Below are 20,410 nucleotides of genomic sequence, written 5' to 3' on the forward strand. Positions count from 1 at the left end.
AACTAGCCGAACGTAATCGGCTTCTGGCTTGCCGTAGGTGCCGTTTGCGCAGGCCGCAAGTCCGCTGCGGTCCCTGATGTGCACTTCGCCACGTCGAGAATAGATGAAACCACGTCCTTCCAGCACTTGCAGCCCAACGGTAACGCCTGGGCGTCTTGCTCCAAGCATGACGGCNAGAAACTCATGGGTGATCGCAAGGCGCTCGCCGTGGACCCGATCGTCACACATTAGNAGCCAGCGCGCCAACCGCTCTTCAAGGTTTGATTTTGCGTTGATCAGGGCCGTATAGCTGGTCTGGATGTGGAAGTAGTGGACATAGCGCAACAGGATACGCCCTCTGGCGCGCGATTGACAGTGAAATGCAACCTGATGCACGGCGGCCCCTCGGCCGCCCAATTACAAATCAGGGGTGTACAAAGTTAAAGGGTTGGAATCGTACAGACTCTGCTCCGTACGAATCTGACTATTTCCTGATCGAGGCAAAAGCGGGCATGATGTGCATCTTGGAAGGATGTCGACATTATCCGGTGGAATAAGGAACCAGCTCTCCCCTTAGGGCTGGATAGCGCCTGCCTTCTCGACTAGCCGCTGTAGCAGCTAGTGGGACTCAGCAATAATGCGGCGCGTTGACGTGATGTTCGGAAAGGATGATGTCAGCCTCAGCGACCGCATGCCGCTGGCGTTGGTGCGCAGCCATAATGAATAGCTAGGGCCGCGTCTTCATCTATCGGGCGGCTCACGCACCAACTCGACCGTGACCTTCACGGTGAATAGGAGCTTGCTGGTGTGATCGCGGACATGGATGGCAACCTCTCTGAAAGTGCCGTCCGGCATCCGGTCTTTGGCCATTTCAAGCAACGCTCTTGCTGCCTCATCTTCAGCGGCTTCCCGGCTCGCAATTCCGGTTCCTTCAGGATCGGGAAAGACTTCGCCATCGTCGGTTAAATCAAAGAAGAAGCGGGCCATGCGACCCTAATTCCGAACCCCCAAAAAGGTTTCCTTGTAGCGCTACTTGCTGGTGATCCAATCCACCAGGCCAGTTTCCATTCGCTCGCACCCGGCGAATTCATGTGCCAGGCTCGTGGCCAGATCACGCCATTGATACTCAGGCACACCCGTTTGCCTGACCAACTCTCGGAATGCCGAGCGGAGAATGTCGGCGTCAAAGGCGGAGACGGCGACGCTTGCCACGCCCGGATCTTCCCACCCTCGCGCCATGTCATCGTGGTGACGTTGGCGAAGGCGTTTGAGCAGTTCGCGCGATGTCTCGATTGCGCGCCTTGAACGATCCACGTCTTGGCGAAACTTGGCAGTTCCGATCATGGAATTATGCCGAACAAGATAGCCGGTTGCGATTACGGCTTGTGCAACTTCTAAATGCGTTCGAACCATCGCGGCCTCCCTTCCAGCGAAAGGAATTGTTTACCCTGTTGTCCAGCATAACCCCAACGGATTCGCTGTACGTTTTCAACCAATCGGCTATTCGGCGATTGTCGGCCAATTGCTGGGTTCTAGCTCCGGTGAGCGGCACTTCACCTCAAAGTGCCGTGGCGGCCGGCGCAGAGGTGCGCGAACCCTGGCGCCGACCAACAGAATCTGAGCGGTCATGCCTCGCGCTGGTGGAGTATATCGGCCCTTCGGGAACCACAGGGACGCCAAACACAACGACCCGGAGAAGTCGGTGCGCACAGTCACCATTCATTTACAATATTAGCGCAGGCTGAAAATCGGACATGCAGGGTAGCTCGTACATGGCCCTTAGCCCCGGTGAAGACCCAGCGCCAGCGCTTCTGTTTCGCTGCTGGGTAGGCCCTGTCCGCACTCCTGCTTGACTGCGCGACTGCGAGAACAACGCCTCGCGGGTTCCCAATTCCTTGCAAACAGTTAGATCCGGGAGCTAAGTGCGGCATAGGCTGGTAGGGCAGGCGACCAGAGCGATCTTTCGAAGAACGAAGTCGTCCTCTCGCACGAATCGGCTGCTTGAACGTACACTTTCCATAGAAAACTCCCTTCTGACCGCCGAGCAGGTTGCCGCTTCGCAAGTACTCTCAGAGAAAAATATTGGAGGGTCTTGTCCCAGCTTGACGCATCAAGGAACTCAAAGGGGGTGGTCTCTAAGGCGACCCTACGCGACATTAGCGGCTGCTATTGCGTTCGCCAATTCTTCTTCAGTAAACGGCTTGCTGAGAATTTTGATGTCGCGAGTCCCCGGGAGTTCGGCGTAGCCCGTTGCTATAATGACGGGTACGTTCGGCCACTGGACTTTGATCGTATTCGATAGCTGCAGGCCCGTCATCTTCGGCATAGCATGATCCGTTATGACGAGGTCGAACGGCTGCTCCTCCAGCAACCTGAGGGCTGCCGCCGCAGAATGCGCCTCCGCGACAGTATGGCCGAGATCCTCGAGCATTGCCGCGGTATTCAAAAGGACCAGTGCATCGTCATCCACTGCCAGAATCCGCAGCGACGCCGTCTCAATGGCTTCCTCGGCAAGAACATCCGGCCCGCGCGCGACTTCCGAGCTCGCGGTTGCGATCGGCAGCCATAGTTCCGCTGTGGTTCCGGTTCCCTTGCGGCTCCTAAGCGTCAGGCGCCCGCCCATTTGTTCTGTCATCCCATGGACCATAGACAGACCGAGACCCGTGCCTTTGCCTACGCCTTTTGTGGTGAAGAACGGTTCTGTCGCCCGAGCTAGTGTTTCTTCGTCCATTCCTTCGCCAGCGTCTGCTACCGAGAGGCAGACGTAGGGGCCCGGGGCCAAGCCAGCCTCTTTGCTTTCGCCGACCTGTTCCATCCGAGTGGAGATGACGATCGTTCCGCCGCCAGGCATCGCGTCCCTGGCATTGACGCACAGATTGAGCAATGCGAGTTCGATTTGACTTTCATCAACCATCACACGATCAAGCGAGAGCGGAAATTTCGTCTCTATGATCGCCCTTGAGCCCAGCGATCGTTCCAAGAGATCCTTCATTCCGTGTATGAGCCCTATCAAATCGACAGGCTTTGGATCGAGTTGCTGCCGCCGGGCAAAGGCCAGCATGCGCTGCGTCAAGGACGCTCCCCGTCGCGCGCCGAGCACCGCGTTGTCGAGAAGACGCAGCAATTGTGGATCGTCGGGAAGCCGTTTGCGGAGCAGCTCAAGACTACCCAGAATCGCCATCAGCAAATTATTGAAATCGTGAGCGACGCCGCCCGTCAATTTGCCGATCGCATCCATTTTTTGGGAGTGGAAAAGGGCCTCACGTGCCTGATCCAAGGACTCCTGCGCCTTCTTCCGCTCCGTAATGTCGCGTGTGATCTTCGCGAACCCCAGGAGTTCGCCATCCTCGTGCCGAATGGCGTCGATGACCACGTGCGACCAGAACGCAGTGCCGTCTTTGCGTATACGCCAGCCTTCGCGCTCAACTCGCCCTTCACGGGCGGCGATCTCCAGGGCACTTTGCGGACTGCCTCGCTCGCGATCCTCGGGCGTGTAGAATTGAGAAAAGTGCTTGCCGATTATTTCGTCGGCCGAGTAACCTTTGATGCGTTCTGCACCCGAGTTCCAGCTCGTGATTACGCCTTCAGGATCAAGCATGTAGATCGCGTAGTCCGTCACGCCCTGAACCAGACGCTGGAACTGCTCCTGATTTTTCCGGATTTCCTCCTCCGCTTTCTTGCGCTCGGTAAGATCACGGGTGACTTTGGCGAAGCCGGTTAGTTTGCCGCTTGGATCGAGTATAGGATCCACCACAACGTGAGCCCAGAAAGGAGTCCCGTCGCGACGAACCCTCCAGCCCTCGGTCACAAATTTGCCATCGCGGACTGCTGTCTCCAGAGTCCGCGATGGAAGACCAGCTTCGCGATCCTCCTCCGTGTAGAAGCACGAGAAATGCTGACCGATGATCTCGCTGGCGGAATAGCCTTTGAACCGCTCGGCCCCCGCGTTCCAACTCGTCACGGTTCCCGAACGGTCCAACATATAGATCGCATAATCAGTAACGGCCTCGACGAGAACGCGGTAGCGATCCTCATCGGCTTTATCGACGGTTCCTTGAATCATACCCCATCCGTTCATTTGTTAACTCTGTGAAACTGCTGGCGTCTTGGATGGTTCCACAGACGATGGGAAGGCGTGCGCGCTGTGGCACAGGCCGTGACTGCCGTGGCCTGCAACGAGCTACTTGCCTGACGGGGGCGCGGCCATTACAGAAATTGGAATTTCAGATACCGGGCCGGGCCGCCGATCGCTCCACCCAGTTCTACTTCGAACCTGTGATACTGGCGGCTTGCGATTCCTGTTTGGAGACGATGGCGGAATGACCGAGCGAAAGAAGCAGCCCGTTGTAAGTTCCGGCATTGCCGGCTTGGACGAAATTCTTCGCGGTGGATTGCCCGCTTCAAATTTCTATATCGTGCAAGGCGATCCAGGCGCAGGCAAGACGACGGCGGCGTTGCAATTCCTGCGCGCTGGTGTGGCAGCCGGTGAACGCTGCATCTATGTCAGCCTTTCGCAAACCGCCGCCGAACTGCAAGCGATTGCGTCCTCACACGGCTGGACGCTTGATGGCATCCGCGTTGAGGAATTGTCCGCTTCGGAGACCCTGAGCGGAGCGGCCGATCAGACGATTTTCCAGACTGCGGACCTTCGATTGGATGAGACGCGCAAGGCGATTGAATGCGCGATTGAAGAACACAAGCCACACAGGCTTGTTTATGACTCGCTGCTCGAGATCCGGCTGATTACCGGCGACACACCGAGGTTCCGGCGCGAGCTGATTGGTTTCAAGGCCTTCCTGGCCAAGCGGGGCATTGTGGCGGTGTTGCTCGACACCCAGACCAGCGGAGGCGATCACAATGGCGAGGAAATCGAGGGCATTGCCCACGGCGTGATCCGGCTTGATAAATCTCTCGAGGACTACGGCGGCGTGCGGCGGCGTATTGAAGTCAGCAAACTGCGCGGTGTGCCGTTTGCAGACGGTTATCACGATATGGCTATTCGCGAAGGCGAAGGCGTTGTGGTTTTTCCGAGGATTGTGCCCGGGTCGCCTGCCGAAGTGACCAAGCCGCAGCTGATCAAGTCAGGGGTAGACGCTCTCGACGAGATGTTCGGCGGCGGCCAGGAATCGGGAACCATAACGCTCGTGATTGGTCAGTCGGGGACAGGCAAGTCGACGATGTCGTCGCTTTACGCCACTGCCGCGCTTCAGCGGGGCGAAAGCGTGGCCCTGTTCCTGTTTGAGGAGCGGCTGGAGACTTTCTTTCGCCGGTCCGAGGGACTTGGGATGGATCTTCGGCAGTTCTACAGGGATGGCCAACTCGTCATCTACGATTTTAGTCCGAACGAAATCTCGCCCGGAGAGTTCGGCCAGATTGTGCAGCAAGTCGTCAGTCGCAACAATACCCGGGTAGTCGTGATTGACAGCTTCACCGGCTATCTGAATTCTCTTCCCCACCGGGAAAAGGCGGTGCTGGACATCCAGTCTCTCCTGAAACATCTCGCTCGCGCTGACGTGCTAACCATGCTCATTGTCGCCCAGCATGGTTTGCTCGGGCAGAATGTTGGGATCGACGTGGACGTCAGTTTTCTCGGCGACACCGTGCTTCTGCTGCGCATGTCCGAGCATGAAGGCCGTCTGAGGCGCAATATCACGGTCGTCAAGAAACGCCACGGTCCCCACGATCTCGATGTCCGGGAACTGTTCATCGCGAGTTCCGGCGTTTCCGTGGTTGCCTACAATCCTCTGCCCGAGACGTGAGCGACGTCGAGCGAAACGGGCTGGGAACACTGGATTGGGTGCTCATTTTGGCGCCTTACCGCAAGGATGCTGGTTACACCGCCTCCCTGCTGCAGGAACGTGGTTTACGGGCTCGAGCGGCGAGCCCCGAGGACTTAGAGGGATTGCTTGCACTGTCCCCTGGAGTGCTGGTTGTTACCCATGAAGCCTTAAATCCTCAGGCTATCGCAACAGTTGAAAGTTTCCTTCAGTCGCAGCCGAATTGGTCGGAAATCCCAATCGTTGTTTTGTTGGACCGTGGGGCACAGCAGTCACGCATCCAAGCGGCGCTGAGTGCTGCCTGGCCACGTTCACGTCAGATATACTATCAGCGTCCAGTGGCTGCGCTCGAACTAATAAGCGGAATCCAGTCGGCACTCCTCACCAGAATTCGCCAGCGCGACGTGCGTGACTATCTTGAGCGGGAGACGGAACTCCGCCTTGAACTAAATCATCGAGTGAAAAACATCCTGGCGACCGTCATATCCATCTTCGATATGACCAGGCGCGGTGCGATCTCGGCAGAAGGGCTTGCAGAAGACTTCAAAGGGCGATTGAGAGCCTTGTCGGATGTTCATTCTGCAGTTTTTGCTGCCGGTGGCGAGACCGTGGCCTTAACGGATGTCGCAAAATCGGTCCTCGCGCCATACCTTTCCAAGCAACAAACTGCCATCACGATCGACGGACCCGAGGTGCTGCTTTCGCGCGATGCCGGTACAACTCTCGCCCTCTCGCTTCATGAACTAGCAACAAACGCCATTAAATATGGCGGCTTGTCCCGCCCCGAAGGCAGGATACGATTGGAATGGAATATAACGGCGAGTTCGGAACCAGTGCTGACGCTGAGATGGATCGAATCAGGAGGACCGTCGGTAGTTCAACCCTCGCGAGTAGGGTATGGAACACGCTATATGCGCGCCGCATTGACCAGCCTATTTGGAGAGGCTCCAGATCTTGTTTTCGCGTCGGATGGCCTGCGTTTCTCTATTCGCGGCCTACTGTCCCGCCTTGCACCCGATGAACGGCTAGGCTGATCGCGGCAGCGCCTACAATTTGGGCAGCGGAAATTCTAAGGTCGGTTGAGACCGGTGACCACTCCCTTGGCATTCAACGACCGCGCAATCTGAAGCTCGGTCCGACCAGCCTTCACGTATTCATGGTAGATCCAGCGCACCGTCGCAATTTCATCAGGTGGTCCAGGCACGAGGATGCCCCGATCCGTCTGGAGGCCCTTGTACTCTTTGAGAGCGAGCATGGTCTTTGTGCACCCAAGCTGGTCGATGAACCGGCGCCTCAGGCCCAGGCCGGCCGACCCTCCCTGCCGGTGTCACCATTCGAACGAGCCTGCACTGGCCGGCAAACACCTTGACCGACAACACCCGGCTGTGCTCGGCACGCCATCGTGCGCTTTATCGCCTTGAGCAGGTCTGATCCGATGCTGCCATCGTTTGCGAACTGTTCGCCAAAATATTCAATTCAACGCCGGCAACACGACACCGATACTCGTACGACGCACTCTCATCGGGGTTCGGGAATCGCCCCCAGCGGCTCACATCGTAGACGATGACGATTCGAAATCCGCGTTCTTCGTTTCGACATCCGCCAACAGCCTTTGCTTCGAGGTTCAAGCGCTGCGACCGGCGTCCTCGTATGTGGCCACGGTGTCGTAGTTCATCGCATCCGCGAATTCACGGATTGCATCCTTCTGATTGTCGATCGAATAGCTCTGGTGGTCGGTGGACATTCGCAGGTATTGAGCTGCGCGCACGCGCTGTGCGTTCTCAGCAGGTCGACGGACCGTGTGCGCCTGTTCCATCATTTAGCGCCTGGAAGGCAGATTGAACGTCCGCTTGAACCGGACGATCCTAGCGGTATGAGGCTTCAATCTCGTTACACAATGATCGACACTTTGTACCGAATGGGACTTGTCGCCATAAAACGAGAAGCGAGGAAAATAGCAGGCAGGCTTCTATCAACACCCGAGAAACCATGTCTTTTATCGTGACGGCTCGTGCCCCCGTTCCGCCGCATTGCAGCCGCAGGTGGCAAGCCATAGGGATATCAGGCCTTCAAGGGAGACCTTACATGAACGTTCACAAAGTCATAGCCGCCGTGCTGATGACCGCGGCACTGGCCGGGTGCGCGCAGACCGAAGGCCAGCAGCGGGCCGGAACTGGCGCTCTGATCGGCGGCGCTGGCGGCGCCCTCGTCGGTCAGGCCATCGGCGGCAACACCGAAAGCACGCTCATCGGCGCTGCCGGCGGCGCCCTGCTCGGCGCCGTCGTCGGCTCGGCCACTACGCCGCAGCGTCGCGGCGAACAGATGTGCCGCTACCAGGACCGCCGCGGCCGCATCTACACGGCGCCGTGCGACGACAGGTACTACAACGGCGATTATTAAGCAGGGTTAGTCTGCTCATCCGTTGTCTGAGTGGGAAATGGGAACGGAAGCTCCACTGTGGGGCGGTGGCCCTGCTGGTACATTGTTTCTGATCGCGCCGCCGGCGGCGGCGCTGCGTTGTCATCTTTTGCCCATAACATAGTGCTACCAGCAAGGACGGCGGGTCTCTGGAGGTCGTGATGACTGAGAGCCTTGCCGGCACCCTGAAGAGCCGTGGCAAACAGGCAGCCAAGCGGCTGCTTGGCTATGATTCCCGCAACTGGCTGCGTATCCGCCAGATCGAGGCTTTCAGCCTCTTTCTCGAAGCCAGCAACCGTAAATCCTCCGACGTGATCGAGATCTCGCCCGGCTGGAACCGCTATTGGCGCACGATGTGCTCCAACTACCGCTCTGTCGACTTCCCCGCCTTCGACATCTGCAACGACCGCACCGATGAGCAGTATTCGATCGTCATCGCCGACCAGGTGCTGGAACACGTGCAGCGTCCGCAGGCGGCGGTGCGGAACATCCACGCCATGACCCGACCCGGCGGTTGGGCGATGGTGGCAACGCCCTTCCTGTTTCGCGTGCACGCCAGACCGCACGACTACAACAGATGGACGCCCGCCGGACTCAAGCAGCTGATGGTGGACGGCGGCTTCCCCGAAGCCAACGTCAAGGTCCACGGCTGGGGCAACAAGGCCTGCGCCAGGGCCCATATCGGTGGCCCTGTTCGCGCCTACGGCCTGTGGCGGGATCTCAGTAACGACGAGGAATACCCGCTGATGGTCTGGGCGTTCGCTAAGAAGGGGTGAGTGGCGGAAGCCGCGCTCCATCCCGGTCATAGCCAGGGTGTCTGGCTGGACACTTGACCGGATCCGCCGCCAGTGACCTACTTCGAAATCCGAGGAGCCGTTCGCGAATGGACATTCGAGCCACATTGACGGAGCTTTGCGAGGCCTTCAATGCGCACGATCTGGACCGCATCATGGCGTTCTTTGCCGACGACTGCGTTCTGGAGATGCCAAGGGGGGCCGAGCCTTGGGGAACGCGCTGCGAGGGCAAGCGCAGCGTACGAGACGCGCTAGCGACACGCTTTGAGGGTTTGCCCGATGTGCATTACGGCAGTGGACAGCACTTTGCGGACGAGGCTGCCAACACCGGCATATCGAAATGGACCCTCACCGGCACCACCCGCGAGGGCGTCAAAAAGGAAGTTCGAGGTTGCGATTTCTACACATTTCGTGACGGAAAGGTGATCCGCAAGGACTCATACTGGAAGATCGTGGAGTAGGGGGTTGGCATTCCTGTCGGATCTTTTCGTTGTCCCGCATTCCAAAACAGGTGGATTACGCGATGCGCGTTTGCATCGCTGCACTCGCCGACGAAATGCCAACCTCAGAATTCCGGAACGCATTCAAAGTAGCTGCCAAGGATGAAACCACCTCCAGCTATTCCATGTCCGGCACGTCGCCACCCGCAAACAGAGTCGTCGGCTCGCCATAAGCCACCGAAGGGTTACCCTCGCGCGACCACGCAATGAGGCCAGCATGCTTGCCGGTTTGCAGGTCGCCGGTCTCATGACGGTGGAAGGCCGTGACCACGATCAGCCTGGTGCTTTCTGTTGGGAGAGTAAACTATTCAACCTGGAGGGTGTTTTTCCGCTGACCAACAGCCGGTTGAAGTTGAACGGCGCAGGGGGAAGCATCTCTGTCATCTCGAATAGAGGCACAGGGCCTTCCGGGTCCGGTGCTTTCTGCTTGGCCTTCAGGTCCGTGATCTCCTCGTCGCGCCGCGCAATCCGGCTTTCCAGATTGGCAATGCGCTCCGCAAGGAAATAGCGCCCCACGGCAAATCCGCCGGCGCCGAACAATGCGGCAGACGTAGCAAAGGCCAACGGGTTAGCCGCCACCAGCGCAGAGTTGCTTTGTATGAAAGCGATAAGGTCATGCATGGCTAAAAAGCTCTCCTGTCACGCCGGGAACGATTCAACCTGCCGAGGTCGCGCGAGGGGTTGCAATACCAAGTCTCCTCCGATCAGTTTATGGGCAACTTCGTTTCCCGGCCTCGCCCTGCCGTGCGGAGCGCCGCGAGTGCGTCAGCACAAGCTGCCTCGGAGGTCGTTCCGTTCATCCGCGCTATCCTAGCCGCAGGGCGGGACTTCGCAATGTCCACGCCGGTCATCCTACAACAGGGGGCGTATCGTCGTAGCCAATGGAACCTATCCCCGGATGCCTGGGCTATGGCGAGTATCTGAGTCTCTGGCTCGCGGTTGTAGGCCATCAGCGCCTTCACGGTCTCAAGCGGGCTTTCGTAGCGGGCGACAAGCTTCACGGCTTCAGAGTGCAACTCGGCTTTGACCTCGGCATCGAAGTACATCGTTCCCATCGCGGTTCCTCCTAGCGTGTCGCACGCGTGATGGAGGGAGCACATCAAGTCGCTCCTAAGTTCGCCGTTGAGCAGGTTCATCCCTTTGAGCGCCTTACGTGATGATCGGCATGAGCATGGCAGTTGGCCTTTCCGGCAGGCTCGGGAAGTGAACAGAACGGGAACATAAATGTCAAGCAAGAATTGACTCGGGCGAGGGGTCAATTCCTATTTTTGGCCATGCCGGACGCGGCAGAACTCGGTCGGCTATGTCCTGGCATGCTGCAGCCACCCTCAAGGCGCGGCTCCACTCGGTCCTTAACCCCTAGGCCGGTTGAGCGTTGAAGCCAACGTGCCCGCGTTCGACGTCCCCATGCCTTTTACCTCGGAGGCGGCCAGTGGATCGAGGCCAGCAGGGAGTCGTCGAGGATCAATAAACCGAAAGCAGCATTCTGCCAATTTCCCAGCCGATGAATGCTCGCGGCGGGAAGCGGCCGGTCGCTGCAGCCCAGGCGCGCTTCACTCCTCCCGGAATGCTCGCTGAATCTGATCGGCCAGGGGCTTGACGAGATAGGACAGCATCGTGCGGCTGCTGGTCGTGAAGAACACCTCGACCGGCATGCCGGGCGCCAGGGTCAGTCTTTTGAGTCTGGCAAGTTCCGTGCGCGGCAAAACGATATGCACGGTGTAATAACCGGCGCCGGTGCGCTCGTCGGTGCTGAGATCGGCGGAGATCTTGCTGACGCTTCCGTTGAGTTCAGGCGTGGTCCGCTGATTGAAGGCCGAAAGCCGCAGCGTCGCCTCCTGCCCCTGTTTCAGCTGATCGATGTCCTGTGGAGCGACACGGGCTTCGACGGTCAGTCGGTCCGCGACCGGCACGATGAGCATGACCGGTTCGCCCGCAGTGATGACACCCCCAATCGTATGTACGGCAAGCTGAAGGACGACGCCGGCCTGCGGGCTTCGAATGTCGATGCGCTTGAGCTGGTCCTCGGCCGATACCTTGCGTTCGACTAGCTCCGAGAGTTTTGCCTGGACCTCACGCAGCTCCGTGGCGACTTCGCTGCGCAGATCCTGATCGATCTGGATGATCTGCAGGCGGATTTCCGACGTGTGACCTTTCGACTGCGCTATCGCCGCGATCAACTGCCCGTGTTCAGCCTCCAGCCGCACGGCCTCGCGCTCGAGCGCGGTGATGCGATCGATCGGGACCAGCTTGCGCTCCCATAATGTGCGCATGCCCGCGAGCTCGGTTCCGATCAGCTTGATTTCCTGGCTCTTGGCGTCCTTTTGCTCGGTCAGGCCGGAGACTTCTTCGGCGAGCTGGGAGATACGTTCCGCCAACTGCGCCTTCTGGCCAGCGCGTGCCTGCCGGCGGAACTCGAAGAGCGACTGCTCTCCGGCCATTGTTCCGCTGACATCCGGATCGTCCCGCCGAGACATCAGCGACGGCGGAAAACCGATGGCGTCCGCACCATCGCGCTCGGCCTTGAGACGTGCCAGGCGGGCATCGAGTTCATCCGCGCTCTTGGTGACAATGGCCAGATTGGCGCGGGTGACGGTTTCATCCAGATGAATCAGAACCTGTCCCGCTTGCACGGCATCGCCTTCGCGCACGAAGATTTGGCCGACCACGCCGCCCGTCGGATGCTGCACCTTTTTGACGCTGGAATCGACAACCAGCTTTCCCGATCCAATGACCGCGCCAGAGAGGTCGATCACGGCGGCAAGGCTGCCCGCTCCACCGACCAGTAGGATGGAGGTCGCAATGCCGCCAAGCAGATAACGTCGAATGGCCCGGTCGATCACCGATGTCGCCCTCTCCGGCATCAGAGCGCCGCCTCTTCAGGACTTGGGACAACTTTCAACGGAACGCTGATGGGACGGGTCACATTGGTCATGATCTCATTCTTCGGGCCAAAGGCCTGAATGCTGCCGTTCGTCATGACAAGGATCTGGTCAAGACTTTGCAATGCACTCGGGCGATGCGCCACCACGATGGCCATGCCGCCTCTGTCGCGCACGCCTTGGATCGCCGCCGTCAAGGCGGCTTCGCCATCGGCATCGAGATTGGAATTCGGCTCGTCGAGTATGACAAGAAACGGATCGCCATAGAGAGCACGCGCCAAAGCGACCCTCTGTCGCTGGCCCGCCGAAAGCGCCGACCCGGCCTCGCCAATGCGCGTTTCATAACCTTCAGGCAGGTGAACCACCAGATCATGAACACCGGCGGCGCGCGCAGCGGTCAGTATTTTGTCCGAGGGGGGCCGGGTTTCGAAGCGAGCTATGTTCTCGGCAATGGTGCCGTCGAACAGCTCGACATCCTGCGGCAGATAACCGACATGCTTGCCTAGGTCTTCCGACGACCACTGGTCGAGCGTCGCACCGTCGAGCCTGACGGTACCGCGCACTGGCAGCCAGACGCCGGCGATGGCTCTGACGAGCGAGGATTTTCCCGAAGCGCTCGGACCGATGATGCCGAGGCCGGCGCCCTTCTCCAGCACGAAGCCCGCATCCTGGACGACAAGGCGGCGCTCGCCCGGCGGCGCCACACTGATGCGCTCTACCGAGAGGCGAAACGACGGCGGCGGCAGCGAGACAGTTGTTGCAGCCTCGGGCAGCAGCCCCAGAAGGTGGGTGAGGCGGGCCCCGGCCTGGCGGGCGCTGACGAAGCTCTTCCAATGCACGATCGCGAGTTCAATCGGTGCCAGCGCCCGGCTCATTATGATCGAGCTGGCAATCATGATGCCTCCTGTTGCCTCCTGATGGATGACGAGCCAGGCGCCGATCGCCAGGATGCCGGATTGAAGCATCATGCGCACGACTTTCGAAATCGTTCCGAGCGTCCCCGCCAAATCGCTCGCCTTGGCATTCGTCTTGAGATAGTCGTCGTTGACGGCAGACCAGCGATCGGCAATGCGTGGGCCAAAACCCATTGCCTGAAGCACCTCGACGTTGCGGCGTGTCGCTTCCGCCAGCGTGTTGCGCGAAGCGGCCTGGCTGTTAGCACGTTTCGCCGTCTCCCTCGTGCGTAGTTCCGCCAGTAAGGTCAGGGCAAACAGAATGATGGCGCCCAAGAGCGCGGTCATGCCGATCCAGAAATGGAACAGGAAACAGATTGCGAGATAAAGCGGCATCCAGGGCAGGTCGAACAGCGCGGTCGGCCCAGCGCTCGACAGGAACGATCGGACCTGATCGAGGTCCCGCAATGACTGCAAGCCATCGCCGGGAAGCTTCGTGCGCAACGGCAGACGCATCAGTGCGGTGTAGACCTGCCCGCTGAGCCGCGCATCGAGCGCCATGCCGATACGCACCAGCAGCCGCGATCGGATCAGCTCAAGAACGCCCTGGAAGAGGAACAGCGTGCCCGCAAACAAGCAAAGGCCGACAAGCGTCGGCACGCTGCGGCCGGGGATGACGCGATCGTAGACCTGCAGCATGAAGAACGAGCCGGTCAGCGCCAGGACATTGACGACCCCGCTCATCAAGGCGATGCCGGCGAATGCCCGCCGAAAGGAAGCCAATACGGCCGTGAGCGTTGTTCGCGGCGGCTCAGAAGGGCGGGAGTGAGACATCGTCCTTCACCTCGGGCCTAGTGCGGCGGCAAGCGGCAATGAACGCGTTCGAGACCAGTTGGTGAAGGATGTCGGTTTCACTCCATCTTCCAGCATGGCACCTAGATGAACCATTCATTCAGCGCGTAGGCATGAACATAGTCGACGTGCATTTCAGAAGGGGTGGCAAGCCCGTCGGCGGGCGCTCCCGCCATGCCGCCGACAGCCTGGTCGACCAGCATATACATTGGCTTGTGCATGTCGGCAGGCGTTGGTGCGCGGGCAACTTCGACATCGTCGAAATACCAGACCAGTTCGCTTGGGGTCCAAAGCACCCCATATTTGTGGAACCCTGCGGTATCCGCTGCATATACGGTCGAGGTCACTTTTGTATGCGACCCCGTGGCATTCGAGTGGCTGGTCAGGGTGAGCTTGTTGGGATCCTGGCCGATCATCTCCACTGCGTCCAGTTCCGGCGGCCAGGAGCCATCCGCCGGAAGAAGCCAGAAGGCCGGCCATGCACCCTGCTTTTCGGGCATGTCGGCTCGAATTTCGAAATAGCCGTAGGTCTGTGCGAAGGAATGGTAGGTCGTCAGCAGACCTGACGTGTAATCATAGTTGTTTATGTAGGGCTTGATCGCATCGGGAGCCCGGGCGGCCGTAATGGTGAGAACACCGTCCTGTACGCTGAACGGGTTGACCGAACTCGTGGGGGCGTAGCTGGTGTCGATATACCACTGAAGCTCGCTGTTGGTGGTGAGCGAGCTGCCGTTCGGAGCACCCCACCAGAAGTTCGTATCCCAGGTCCCGCTAGAACCGCTGTGCAGGTTCAACGTATTGAACTCGTCCGAGAAGGTGAGCGTCAGATGCGACTTGTCCAGGGCGAGATCGAACTGGTTGGCGCTGAACTGGTCGATGGTCTTGTTCTCGAAGACGAGAAACTCGGTTGGCGACAGGGTAAGTCGGACGTTCGATCCCGACTGCACCATGGCGGCGTGCACCTGGTCGAAAGAGAGGAAGCCGTAGCCTCCGACGCGCACGGTGTCGTCGGCGCCGAAGTCGAGAATAAGGTCGCTGCCATTGCCTGGTTTGACGACGAAAATGTCAGCGCCGGAGCCACCCTTGAGAACGTCGTCGCCCTTCAAGCCGTCGAGCGTCTGCTGGCCGGAACCGCCGACGACGATATTGTTCAATGCGTTTCCGAAGGCATATTGTTTATCGCCGGTGACCGTCAGATTCTCAAAATTCGCCGGCAGCCTGTAGCTCATCCAGGTCGAGATCGTATCGATGCCCTCGTTGGGCAGCTCCGCCGCTTTGTTTTTCGCGGAGTACAGGTAGTAGATATCGTCGCCCTGGCCGCCATACATCGTAACGCTGACGCTGCCGTCGCCATACAGCGAATCGTTGTAGATGCTGCCGTAGAGGGCCGGGCCCGAATTCGTCGCCGAGTACCACCTTGCGGAGGACCCACTATAGGGGAGCGGAACGCCCTTGGCATTGGTTACGGCGGCCATTTTGCTTGCAGCTCCGTTGGTTTGTTCCAAGCCCTAACACGATGCAAGGCAAAAGGAGCCGATAGGTTTTGTCTTCAAACTCAGGAGGGTTATCAAAACGTTAATGCCCGAGGGGTAGGACGCGTCCGTCAGGCGAAGCTGGCTTGAGCGTGAAGTGGGGCGACTGGGGCCGGTTGGGCGAAGAGCGCGCACCAACGAGAATGCTGCCGAAACGTGGCAGGCTTCTGAGCGGAACCTTGGACCCGAATCGCAAGTTTGGCGGGACACCCGCGAGAGCCCTGCCCATCGGGCGCGGATGCGGGACCTTCCCCCTAGCCGCCGAACGCTTGCGGCCATTCCTCGCAGATCAGAGGCCGAGGGTCTGACCCGTTTCCATCTGAAGGAAATCTGCCGACGAATTCCGCAACACCGAGTTCTGGAACGCGTCAAGGGCAGAGCCGTGGGTGATATCGACCAGCACGGCCGCTGCGGCTTCAACCTTATCGGCCGCTTCGTCTACCTTGTCGAAACGCATCAGCATTCGATCGTGGAGCATCGACAACCGCGTGGCGTGGTAAAGCACGCTGCGCTTATGGTAATCCGAGTCCAGCGGCTCAAACAGTATTGTCATGACGGCAACTCCTCGCCATTTCATGTCCATTCGGGGGTGATTTGGAGGCCGCCCGCGTATAGATATTGGTCTGGCGCTCCCGAGGCCTCCGTCACGCGCTGTTGAGCTGCCCGGACCCTGCAGCACAGGGCGATATTCACCACGCCATTTTTCCTGTCCGTTTCTTCCTTTGCGCGCCTCAACGATTTCTCAGCACGTTTGAAGCGCAACCTTGAACTGCCAAGTTTCAAGAATTTCAGCCATCGTTCCGCTTCCTATGCGGTTGCTTCCCTCGGCTGATAATTACGGCTGTTCTGTTTGGTTCCGGCCAATCGCGACCGGCTCCCAGATTTTACAGAGCCAGGCCGATCTGGCGCTGCCGATTTAAATCTCTCCGGCAATGGGCTTGAGCGCATCTTCTGTCTCAGGCTCCAGCGGGACGCCGGCGACGTTCCGGAGCATCAAAGCGGCGCGCTGAAGGACGGACTGCAAATCCGCCCCGGATATATCCGCGATGCGATCGACCGCGCTTCAACCTCTTCCGCGATAAATAGGCGCGCCGATGATCATTCCTTCGACCATGTCCTCTCCGAGGAGGTTTCAGCTTGTTTGGGAATGGCATGTGCTGGCCAAGTGGTCTATCTCACGCACCACCAGAACCTGTGCGAAATTGCCAGGACGGTTGTGCACGGCGTGACGGCCACGAACTCGGATAGCGATCCAGGGGCCGCTGGAGGTCAAAAAATTGCGCCGTTCGCAACCGCGGTGGAGGTAGGTCCGGAGAGCCAAAAACGTCGGCTGCGGTCGAATGAACAGCCGCCTTGTGTGCATGCGTTATGAACCATCGGATCGATCTTTGAATGAGCAAACTGGCCAAAAGGCGCGCATTGCTGCTCCTCAATCCAAAGGCGCGGCGCGGCCAGGAGCTGATCGCCCCGATTGTGGAGCGGCTGGAGCGCGGCCGGCTTTCTGTCACTGTCGAAAAGTTCGAGGCGTTGCCGGAGATCGCTCGTGACATCGTTCGCTTGCGCCAAACGGCGGACCTTGTGGTCGTGTGCGGTGGCGATGGTTCGTTGTCGGCGGCGGCGATGGCTGTAGTGGAAAGCCGCCTGCCGATGGGCATTATTCCTATGGGAACGGCTAATGACCTCGCTCGCACACTCGACATCCCTATGGATCTTCTGCAGGCCGCTGACGTGATCGTGCGGGGCCGACTCCGGCAGATCGATATCGGCACGGTCAATGGCAATGCCTTCTTCAACGTTGCGAGTATCGGACTCAGCACTGAATTGGCGAAGGGTCTGGATCCCACTTTGAAGAAGCGTTTCGGCAGGCTCGGCTATGCGCTGGCGGCGGTGAAAGTGTTGACGCGGGCCACGCGATTCCACGCGAAGATTATTGAGAAAGGCGCGTCGACCGACGTCGAAACCTACCAGATTGCGGTGGGAAACGGTCGCCATTACGGCGGCGGCAACGTGGTGGAAGAGACGGCCGAGATCGATGACGGACATCTCGATCTTTATAGCTTGGAAATGACGAACCTCTGGAAGCTGGCGCTGATGCTCCGCTCCTTCCGGTCTGGAAGGCATGGCGCCTGGCGAGAGGTGCGCACGGCTAGGTGCGTCGAGTTCGACATCGAGACGGAGAAGCCGATGCCGGTCAACACCGATGGTGAGATCGTCACCTCGACACCAGCCCATTTCAAGGTCCATCCAAAGGCGATCTCGGTCTTCGCGCCTCCGCCCGTCGACGACGCTGACCTCCACTAGGCAAGCAATTTGGCCCCACGATCGTCCCGAGGTCATCAAAACGGCGACAACGACCGGTCCATACGAGAAGCGGCGAGCTCGACAAATTATGATTTCCTTGGTCTGTTGCTAGCAGGTCGACATGCGCGACTTGGGGCCGTGGCCGCTTGGCACGACCGGCCTGAAAAGAGTCCTTGGCCGGAGCTTTGCGTCATGAGCCGGAATGCAAACGGTTGCTGCGGCTTGTTACAACGCGCCTTGGCAAAGGTGCCGAACGCGGCCCTTAGGCGTTCCCGAAGGCTGGTTCAAAATGAACTGATATGTGATGCAGGCAAAGGATTGTTGCCCTTTGCCGTTCGAATATTAGCAACCTCTTGACGACCGCCGGCCGCGCTCCAGAATCTCTCACATGGCGCAGAGACAGACTGGCATCGACTTTGGGCTCGAGGTGACGGCAGGCGGCGTCACTCATCTGGAACTGCGCGACGACCGTCGGGCAAGCAACGCGCCGGAGAAGGCAAAGGCGCCGGGCCACGCCACGCCGGTCGACTATGAAGCTGGCAAGGCCACGGTCGGCGGTTTGGTCACAGTCGAAGCGGGCTCCCATCAGGGGATGGAAACGCGCCGCGCCGGTGCTTCGCGATGAGAAAATCCGGGACTGACAATCTCGTCCCGGCCATCAAGAGCCCCGGCGATGCGCCGTCGATGAAGGGCGCAGAGCAGTTCGAGATTTTCCCCGACTACGGCCCGACGATCAACAGGCGCCACATGGTAGCGGCAGCGGTGGTGGCAGTCCCGCTCCTGTTCGGTTTCACTGGCCTTGCCATCCGTTATGCCGCTGTTGCTTCAACATTGGCAGAGCCAGGCTTCGAGGCTTATGCTCGTGCGCTCTGCCGATGGGATTGCCACTGGTATGTGGATATTTCCGAACGCGGCTACGAGCGCTTTCCCATCCCGAACCAAAGCAATGTCGGACGATGGGGCTTCTTTCCATTCTACCCGTTGCTGGTAGCGGTGATCCGAGCAATTTTTCCTTTCCCCACGATAGTGGTCGCAACCGTCGCTTCACTTGCATGCAGCTACGCCGCATGTCTGGTGGCATGGCCGCTGCTGAAGAAGAACATGCAGGCCTATGTGCTGTACTGCGCTTTTTTGCTTAGTGGCCCGTTCTCCTTCCACTTCACCACTTTCCTTTCCGAACCTCTTTTCGTGCTCCTGACCTCGAGCGTTTTCCTGGCACTCAAACGCTCCAGCTATCCCGCCGCTGGCATCTCGTCAGCGCTCCTCTCGGCAACGCGGCTTGTTGGGGTCCTTGTCGTCTTTGCGACCGTCATTGAAATGTTCCAACAGCATCGGAAAGGGGGCGGCTCACCACTCTCCTTTCCTCGTTGGGTGCTCGGTCGGCCGGATCTGCTCGTCGCTATCTTGATCTCGCCTGCCGGCTTGTTCGCTTACATCCTGTTTTTGTATGTCACTGTCGGCGACGGCTTTGCGTTCCTGCACGTCCAACGCGCCTTTGGACGAGTGGCTGGGAACCCGATCCTGTTTCTGTGGGACGGCCTCTCAGCGTTTCCCAAGACCGGGTGGCTGCCCACGGCGCCGCAATGGAGTGCGCTCGCGGCAATCGCCGGGCTGGCGCTATCAGTCGTGCTGATGGCTCGCAAGCAATATGGCGCTGGTATCTTTTGCGCGATCAGCATTGTCGTGCCATTGATTACGAATCTGGCCTCCATGGTCAGATACGTCATTGGGCTTGCGCCTCTGATACTGTTGATGGCGTTCTTGCTGTCGGCATCGAAACTGACCTGGATAGCCGCTTTGTTTCTCTTTCTGGTCGCCTGCTATTTCATGACAGTGGCATGGATTGGGGGCTACCTTGCTTTGGTCTGACGTCGGCAACCCCTACGCACGCGCGATCTCGCTTGGGTGTTACGCGCTCGCCGCGGCTTTGGCCGTGTCAGAAATCCTCATCCTTGCGCTGGCTCTCCATCCGAATGTCCACCCCGACTATCGGGCCTATTACATCGACCGCACGACAACCTGCCTCAACCGCGATACCGTTGGCATCTACTCACTCGGCCAGACAGTGTCCTTCCGGTCCGACGGCGCCAGACGGGCTTCCGGCATGAAAGTTTGTGGCTGGTCGGGGCCAGCAGCCGACGGCACGCATTCGCTGGGTGAAACCTCGCGGCTCCGCCTGCAGATACCGCCGCTTCGCGACGGCCTAAAGGCAACGCTACAAATGGCCGCTGTCGTTCGTCCGCCACAGATGACCCAGAGGGTGATTATCTCAGTCCATGGCGTATCCGTGCATAAGGTTACGCTGTCGGGCAAGCAACCCATGACCGTCTCGTTCTTCATTCCGCACGCAGCTTTTTCGAACGCCAGCACGTTCGAGATGACGTTTGACTATCTCGACGGGATCCCGCCCAGCAAGGCCGCCAGCAGCATTTACAAACGCTCCATCAAATTGGTGTCGTTTCGACTGGACGCCGTTTAAGTA

Annotated in this window: 21 protein-coding genes and 1 pseudogene; 10 read left to right on the top strand and 12 right to left on the bottom strand. The window is 59.1% G+C overall.

The window, feature by feature from the left end:
• From M729_RS01000000134970 to M729_RS0113410, 4 genes and pseudogenes are all read right to left on the bottom strand, one after another.
• Positions 1–327, bottom strand: a pseudogene (locus M729_RS01000000134970) (helix-turn-helix domain-containing protein); the annotation flags it as partial.
• A 393-nt stretch (positions 328–720) separates the two neighbouring features.
• Entirely contained in the window at positions 721–966 is a 246-nt protein-coding gene (locus M729_RS0113400; RefSeq protein WP_027161840.1) for a hypothetical protein, read from the bottom strand.
• A 42-nt stretch (positions 967–1,008) separates the two neighbouring features.
• A complete protein-coding gene (locus M729_RS0113405) occupies positions 1,009–1,392 on the bottom strand; it encodes a hypothetical protein (RefSeq protein ID WP_027161841.1) in 384 nt (127 codons plus the stop codon).
• A gap of 733 nt (positions 1,393–2,125) precedes the next feature.
• Positions 2,126–4,042 (bottom strand): PAS domain-containing sensor histidine kinase, encoded by a 1,917-nt coding sequence (locus M729_RS0113410; protein WP_027161842.1) that lies wholly within the window; start codon positions 4,040–4,042, stop codon positions 2,126–2,128.
• A gap of 256 nt (positions 4,043–4,298) precedes the next feature.
• Here M729_RS0113410 and M729_RS0113415 point away from each other — a divergent pair, with 256 nt between their 5' ends.
• On the top strand, positions 4,299–5,738 hold the full coding sequence (locus M729_RS0113415) for an ATPase domain-containing protein (protein ID WP_027161843.1): 1,440 nt from the start codon (positions 4,299–4,301) through the stop codon (positions 5,736–5,738).
• Positions 5,735–6,790, top strand: coding sequence for a sensor histidine kinase (locus M729_RS0113420; RefSeq protein WP_024504653.1), 1,056 nt, complete (start codon positions 5,735–5,737; stop codon positions 6,788–6,790). The genes M729_RS0113415 and M729_RS0113420 overlap by 4 nt, the downstream gene beginning before the upstream one ends.
• 35 nt (positions 6,791–6,825) lie before the next feature.
• On the opposite strand, the gene M729_RS1000000139205 is transcribed toward M729_RS0113420, so the two are convergent.
• A complete protein-coding gene (locus tag M729_RS1000000139205) occupies positions 6,826–7,011 on the bottom strand; it encodes a recombinase family protein (protein ID WP_027161844.1) in 186 nt (61 codons plus the stop codon).
• 369 nt (positions 7,012–7,380) lie between these two features.
• Positions 7,381–7,572: a recombinase family protein gene (locus M729_RS1000000139210; RefSeq protein ID WP_224673137.1), complete on the bottom strand. Its 192-nt coding sequence runs from the start codon at positions 7,570–7,572 to the stop codon at positions 7,381–7,383.
• Positions 7,573–7,841: 269 nt separating this feature from the next.
• Here M729_RS1000000139210 and M729_RS0113435 point away from each other — a divergent pair, with 269 nt between their 5' ends.
• The 3 genes from M729_RS0113435 (at position 7,842) to M729_RS0113445 (ending at position 9,429) form a co-directional block, all read left to right on the top strand.
• Positions 7,842–8,156 carry a YMGG-like glycine zipper-containing protein gene (locus M729_RS0113435; RefSeq protein ID WP_013525070.1) on the top strand — a complete coding sequence of 105 codons (315 nt, stop codon included), beginning with the start codon at positions 7,842–7,844 and terminating at the stop codon, positions 8,154–8,156.
• A gap of 179 nt (positions 8,157–8,335) precedes the next feature.
• Positions 8,336–8,950 (top strand): methyltransferase domain-containing protein, encoded by a 615-nt coding sequence (locus M729_RS0113440; RefSeq protein WP_024504651.1) that lies wholly within the window; start codon positions 8,336–8,338, stop codon positions 8,948–8,950.
• A gap of 53 nt (positions 8,951–9,003) precedes the next feature.
• Complete coding sequence (locus tag M729_RS0113445; protein ID WP_280940165.1) at positions 9,004–9,429, top strand: nuclear transport factor 2 family protein; 426 nt, start codon at positions 9,004–9,006, stop codon at positions 9,427–9,429.
• A gap of 312 nt (positions 9,430–9,741) precedes the next feature.
• Here the strand turns inward: M729_RS0113445 and M729_RS1000000136475 are convergent, their stop codons facing one another.
• The 6 genes from M729_RS1000000136475 to M729_RS0113485 form a co-directional block, all read right to left on the bottom strand.
• Positions 9,742–10,089: a hypothetical protein gene (locus M729_RS1000000136475; RefSeq protein ID WP_013525073.1), complete on the bottom strand. Its 348-nt coding sequence runs from the start codon at positions 10,087–10,089 to the stop codon at positions 9,742–9,744.
• A gap of 83 nt (positions 10,090–10,172) precedes the next feature.
• Positions 10,173–10,604 (bottom strand): hypothetical protein, encoded by a 432-nt coding sequence (locus M729_RS1000000139215; protein WP_244514442.1) that lies wholly within the window; start codon positions 10,602–10,604, stop codon positions 10,173–10,175.
• Between the two features lie 417 nt (positions 10,605–11,021).
• Entirely contained in the window at positions 11,022–12,332 is a 1,311-nt protein-coding gene (locus M729_RS0113470) for an HlyD family type I secretion periplasmic adaptor subunit (RefSeq protein WP_027161846.1), read from the bottom strand.
• A complete protein-coding gene (locus tag M729_RS0113475; RefSeq protein WP_027161847.1) occupies positions 12,332–14,077 on the bottom strand; it encodes a type I secretion system permease/ATPase in 1,746 nt (581 codons plus the stop codon). The genes M729_RS0113470 and M729_RS0113475 overlap by 1 nt, the downstream gene beginning before the upstream one ends.
• Before the next feature lie 101 nt (positions 14,078–14,178).
• Positions 14,179–15,570 (bottom strand): family 16 glycosylhydrolase, encoded by a 1,392-nt coding sequence (locus M729_RS0113480; RefSeq protein WP_027161848.1) that lies wholly within the window; start codon positions 15,568–15,570, stop codon positions 14,179–14,181.
• Between the two features lie 346 nt (positions 15,571–15,916).
• Complete coding sequence (locus M729_RS0113485; protein ID WP_013525078.1) at positions 15,917–16,180, bottom strand: hypothetical protein; 264 nt, start codon at positions 16,178–16,180, stop codon at positions 15,917–15,919.
• A gap of 297 nt (positions 16,181–16,477) precedes the next feature.
• Between M729_RS0113485 and M729_RS1000000138385 the strand changes: the two genes are divergently transcribed.
• The 5 genes from M729_RS1000000138385 to M729_RS0113510 all read left to right on the top strand — a co-directional run bounded on the left by M729_RS1000000138385 (position 16,478) and on the right by M729_RS0113510 (position 20,407).
• Positions 16,478–16,999 carry a hypothetical protein gene (locus tag M729_RS1000000138385; RefSeq protein ID WP_156949288.1) on the top strand — a complete coding sequence of 174 codons (522 nt, stop codon included), beginning with the start codon at positions 16,478–16,480 and terminating at the stop codon, positions 16,997–16,999.
• A 20-nt stretch (positions 17,000–17,019) separates the two neighbouring features.
• A complete protein-coding gene (locus tag M729_RS0113495) occupies positions 17,020–17,928 on the top strand; it encodes a lipid kinase (protein WP_013525079.1) in 909 nt (302 codons plus the stop codon).
• Between the two features lie 388 nt (positions 17,929–18,316).
• The gene (locus M729_RS0113500; protein WP_013525080.1) at positions 18,317–18,553 is read left to right on the top strand and encodes a hypothetical protein; all 237 of its coding nucleotides are present in this window, start codon (positions 18,317–18,319) and stop codon (positions 18,551–18,553) included.
• Entirely contained in the window at positions 18,550–19,797 is a 1,248-nt protein-coding gene (locus tag M729_RS0113505; protein WP_027161849.1) for a hypothetical protein, read from the top strand. Before M729_RS0113500 ends, M729_RS0113505 begins: the two co-directional genes overlap by 4 nt.
• Positions 19,784–20,407 carry a hypothetical protein gene (locus tag M729_RS0113510; protein WP_027161850.1) on the top strand — a complete coding sequence of 208 codons (624 nt, stop codon included), beginning with the start codon at positions 19,784–19,786 and terminating at the stop codon, positions 20,405–20,407. Before M729_RS0113505 ends, M729_RS0113510 begins: the two co-directional genes overlap by 14 nt.
• Positions 20,408–20,410: the final 3 nt, after the last annotated feature.

Source organism: Mesorhizobium sp. WSM1293 (assembly GCF_000513875.1).
Taxonomy (GTDB): domain Bacteria; phylum Pseudomonadota; class Alphaproteobacteria; order Rhizobiales; family Rhizobiaceae; genus Mesorhizobium; species Mesorhizobium ciceri.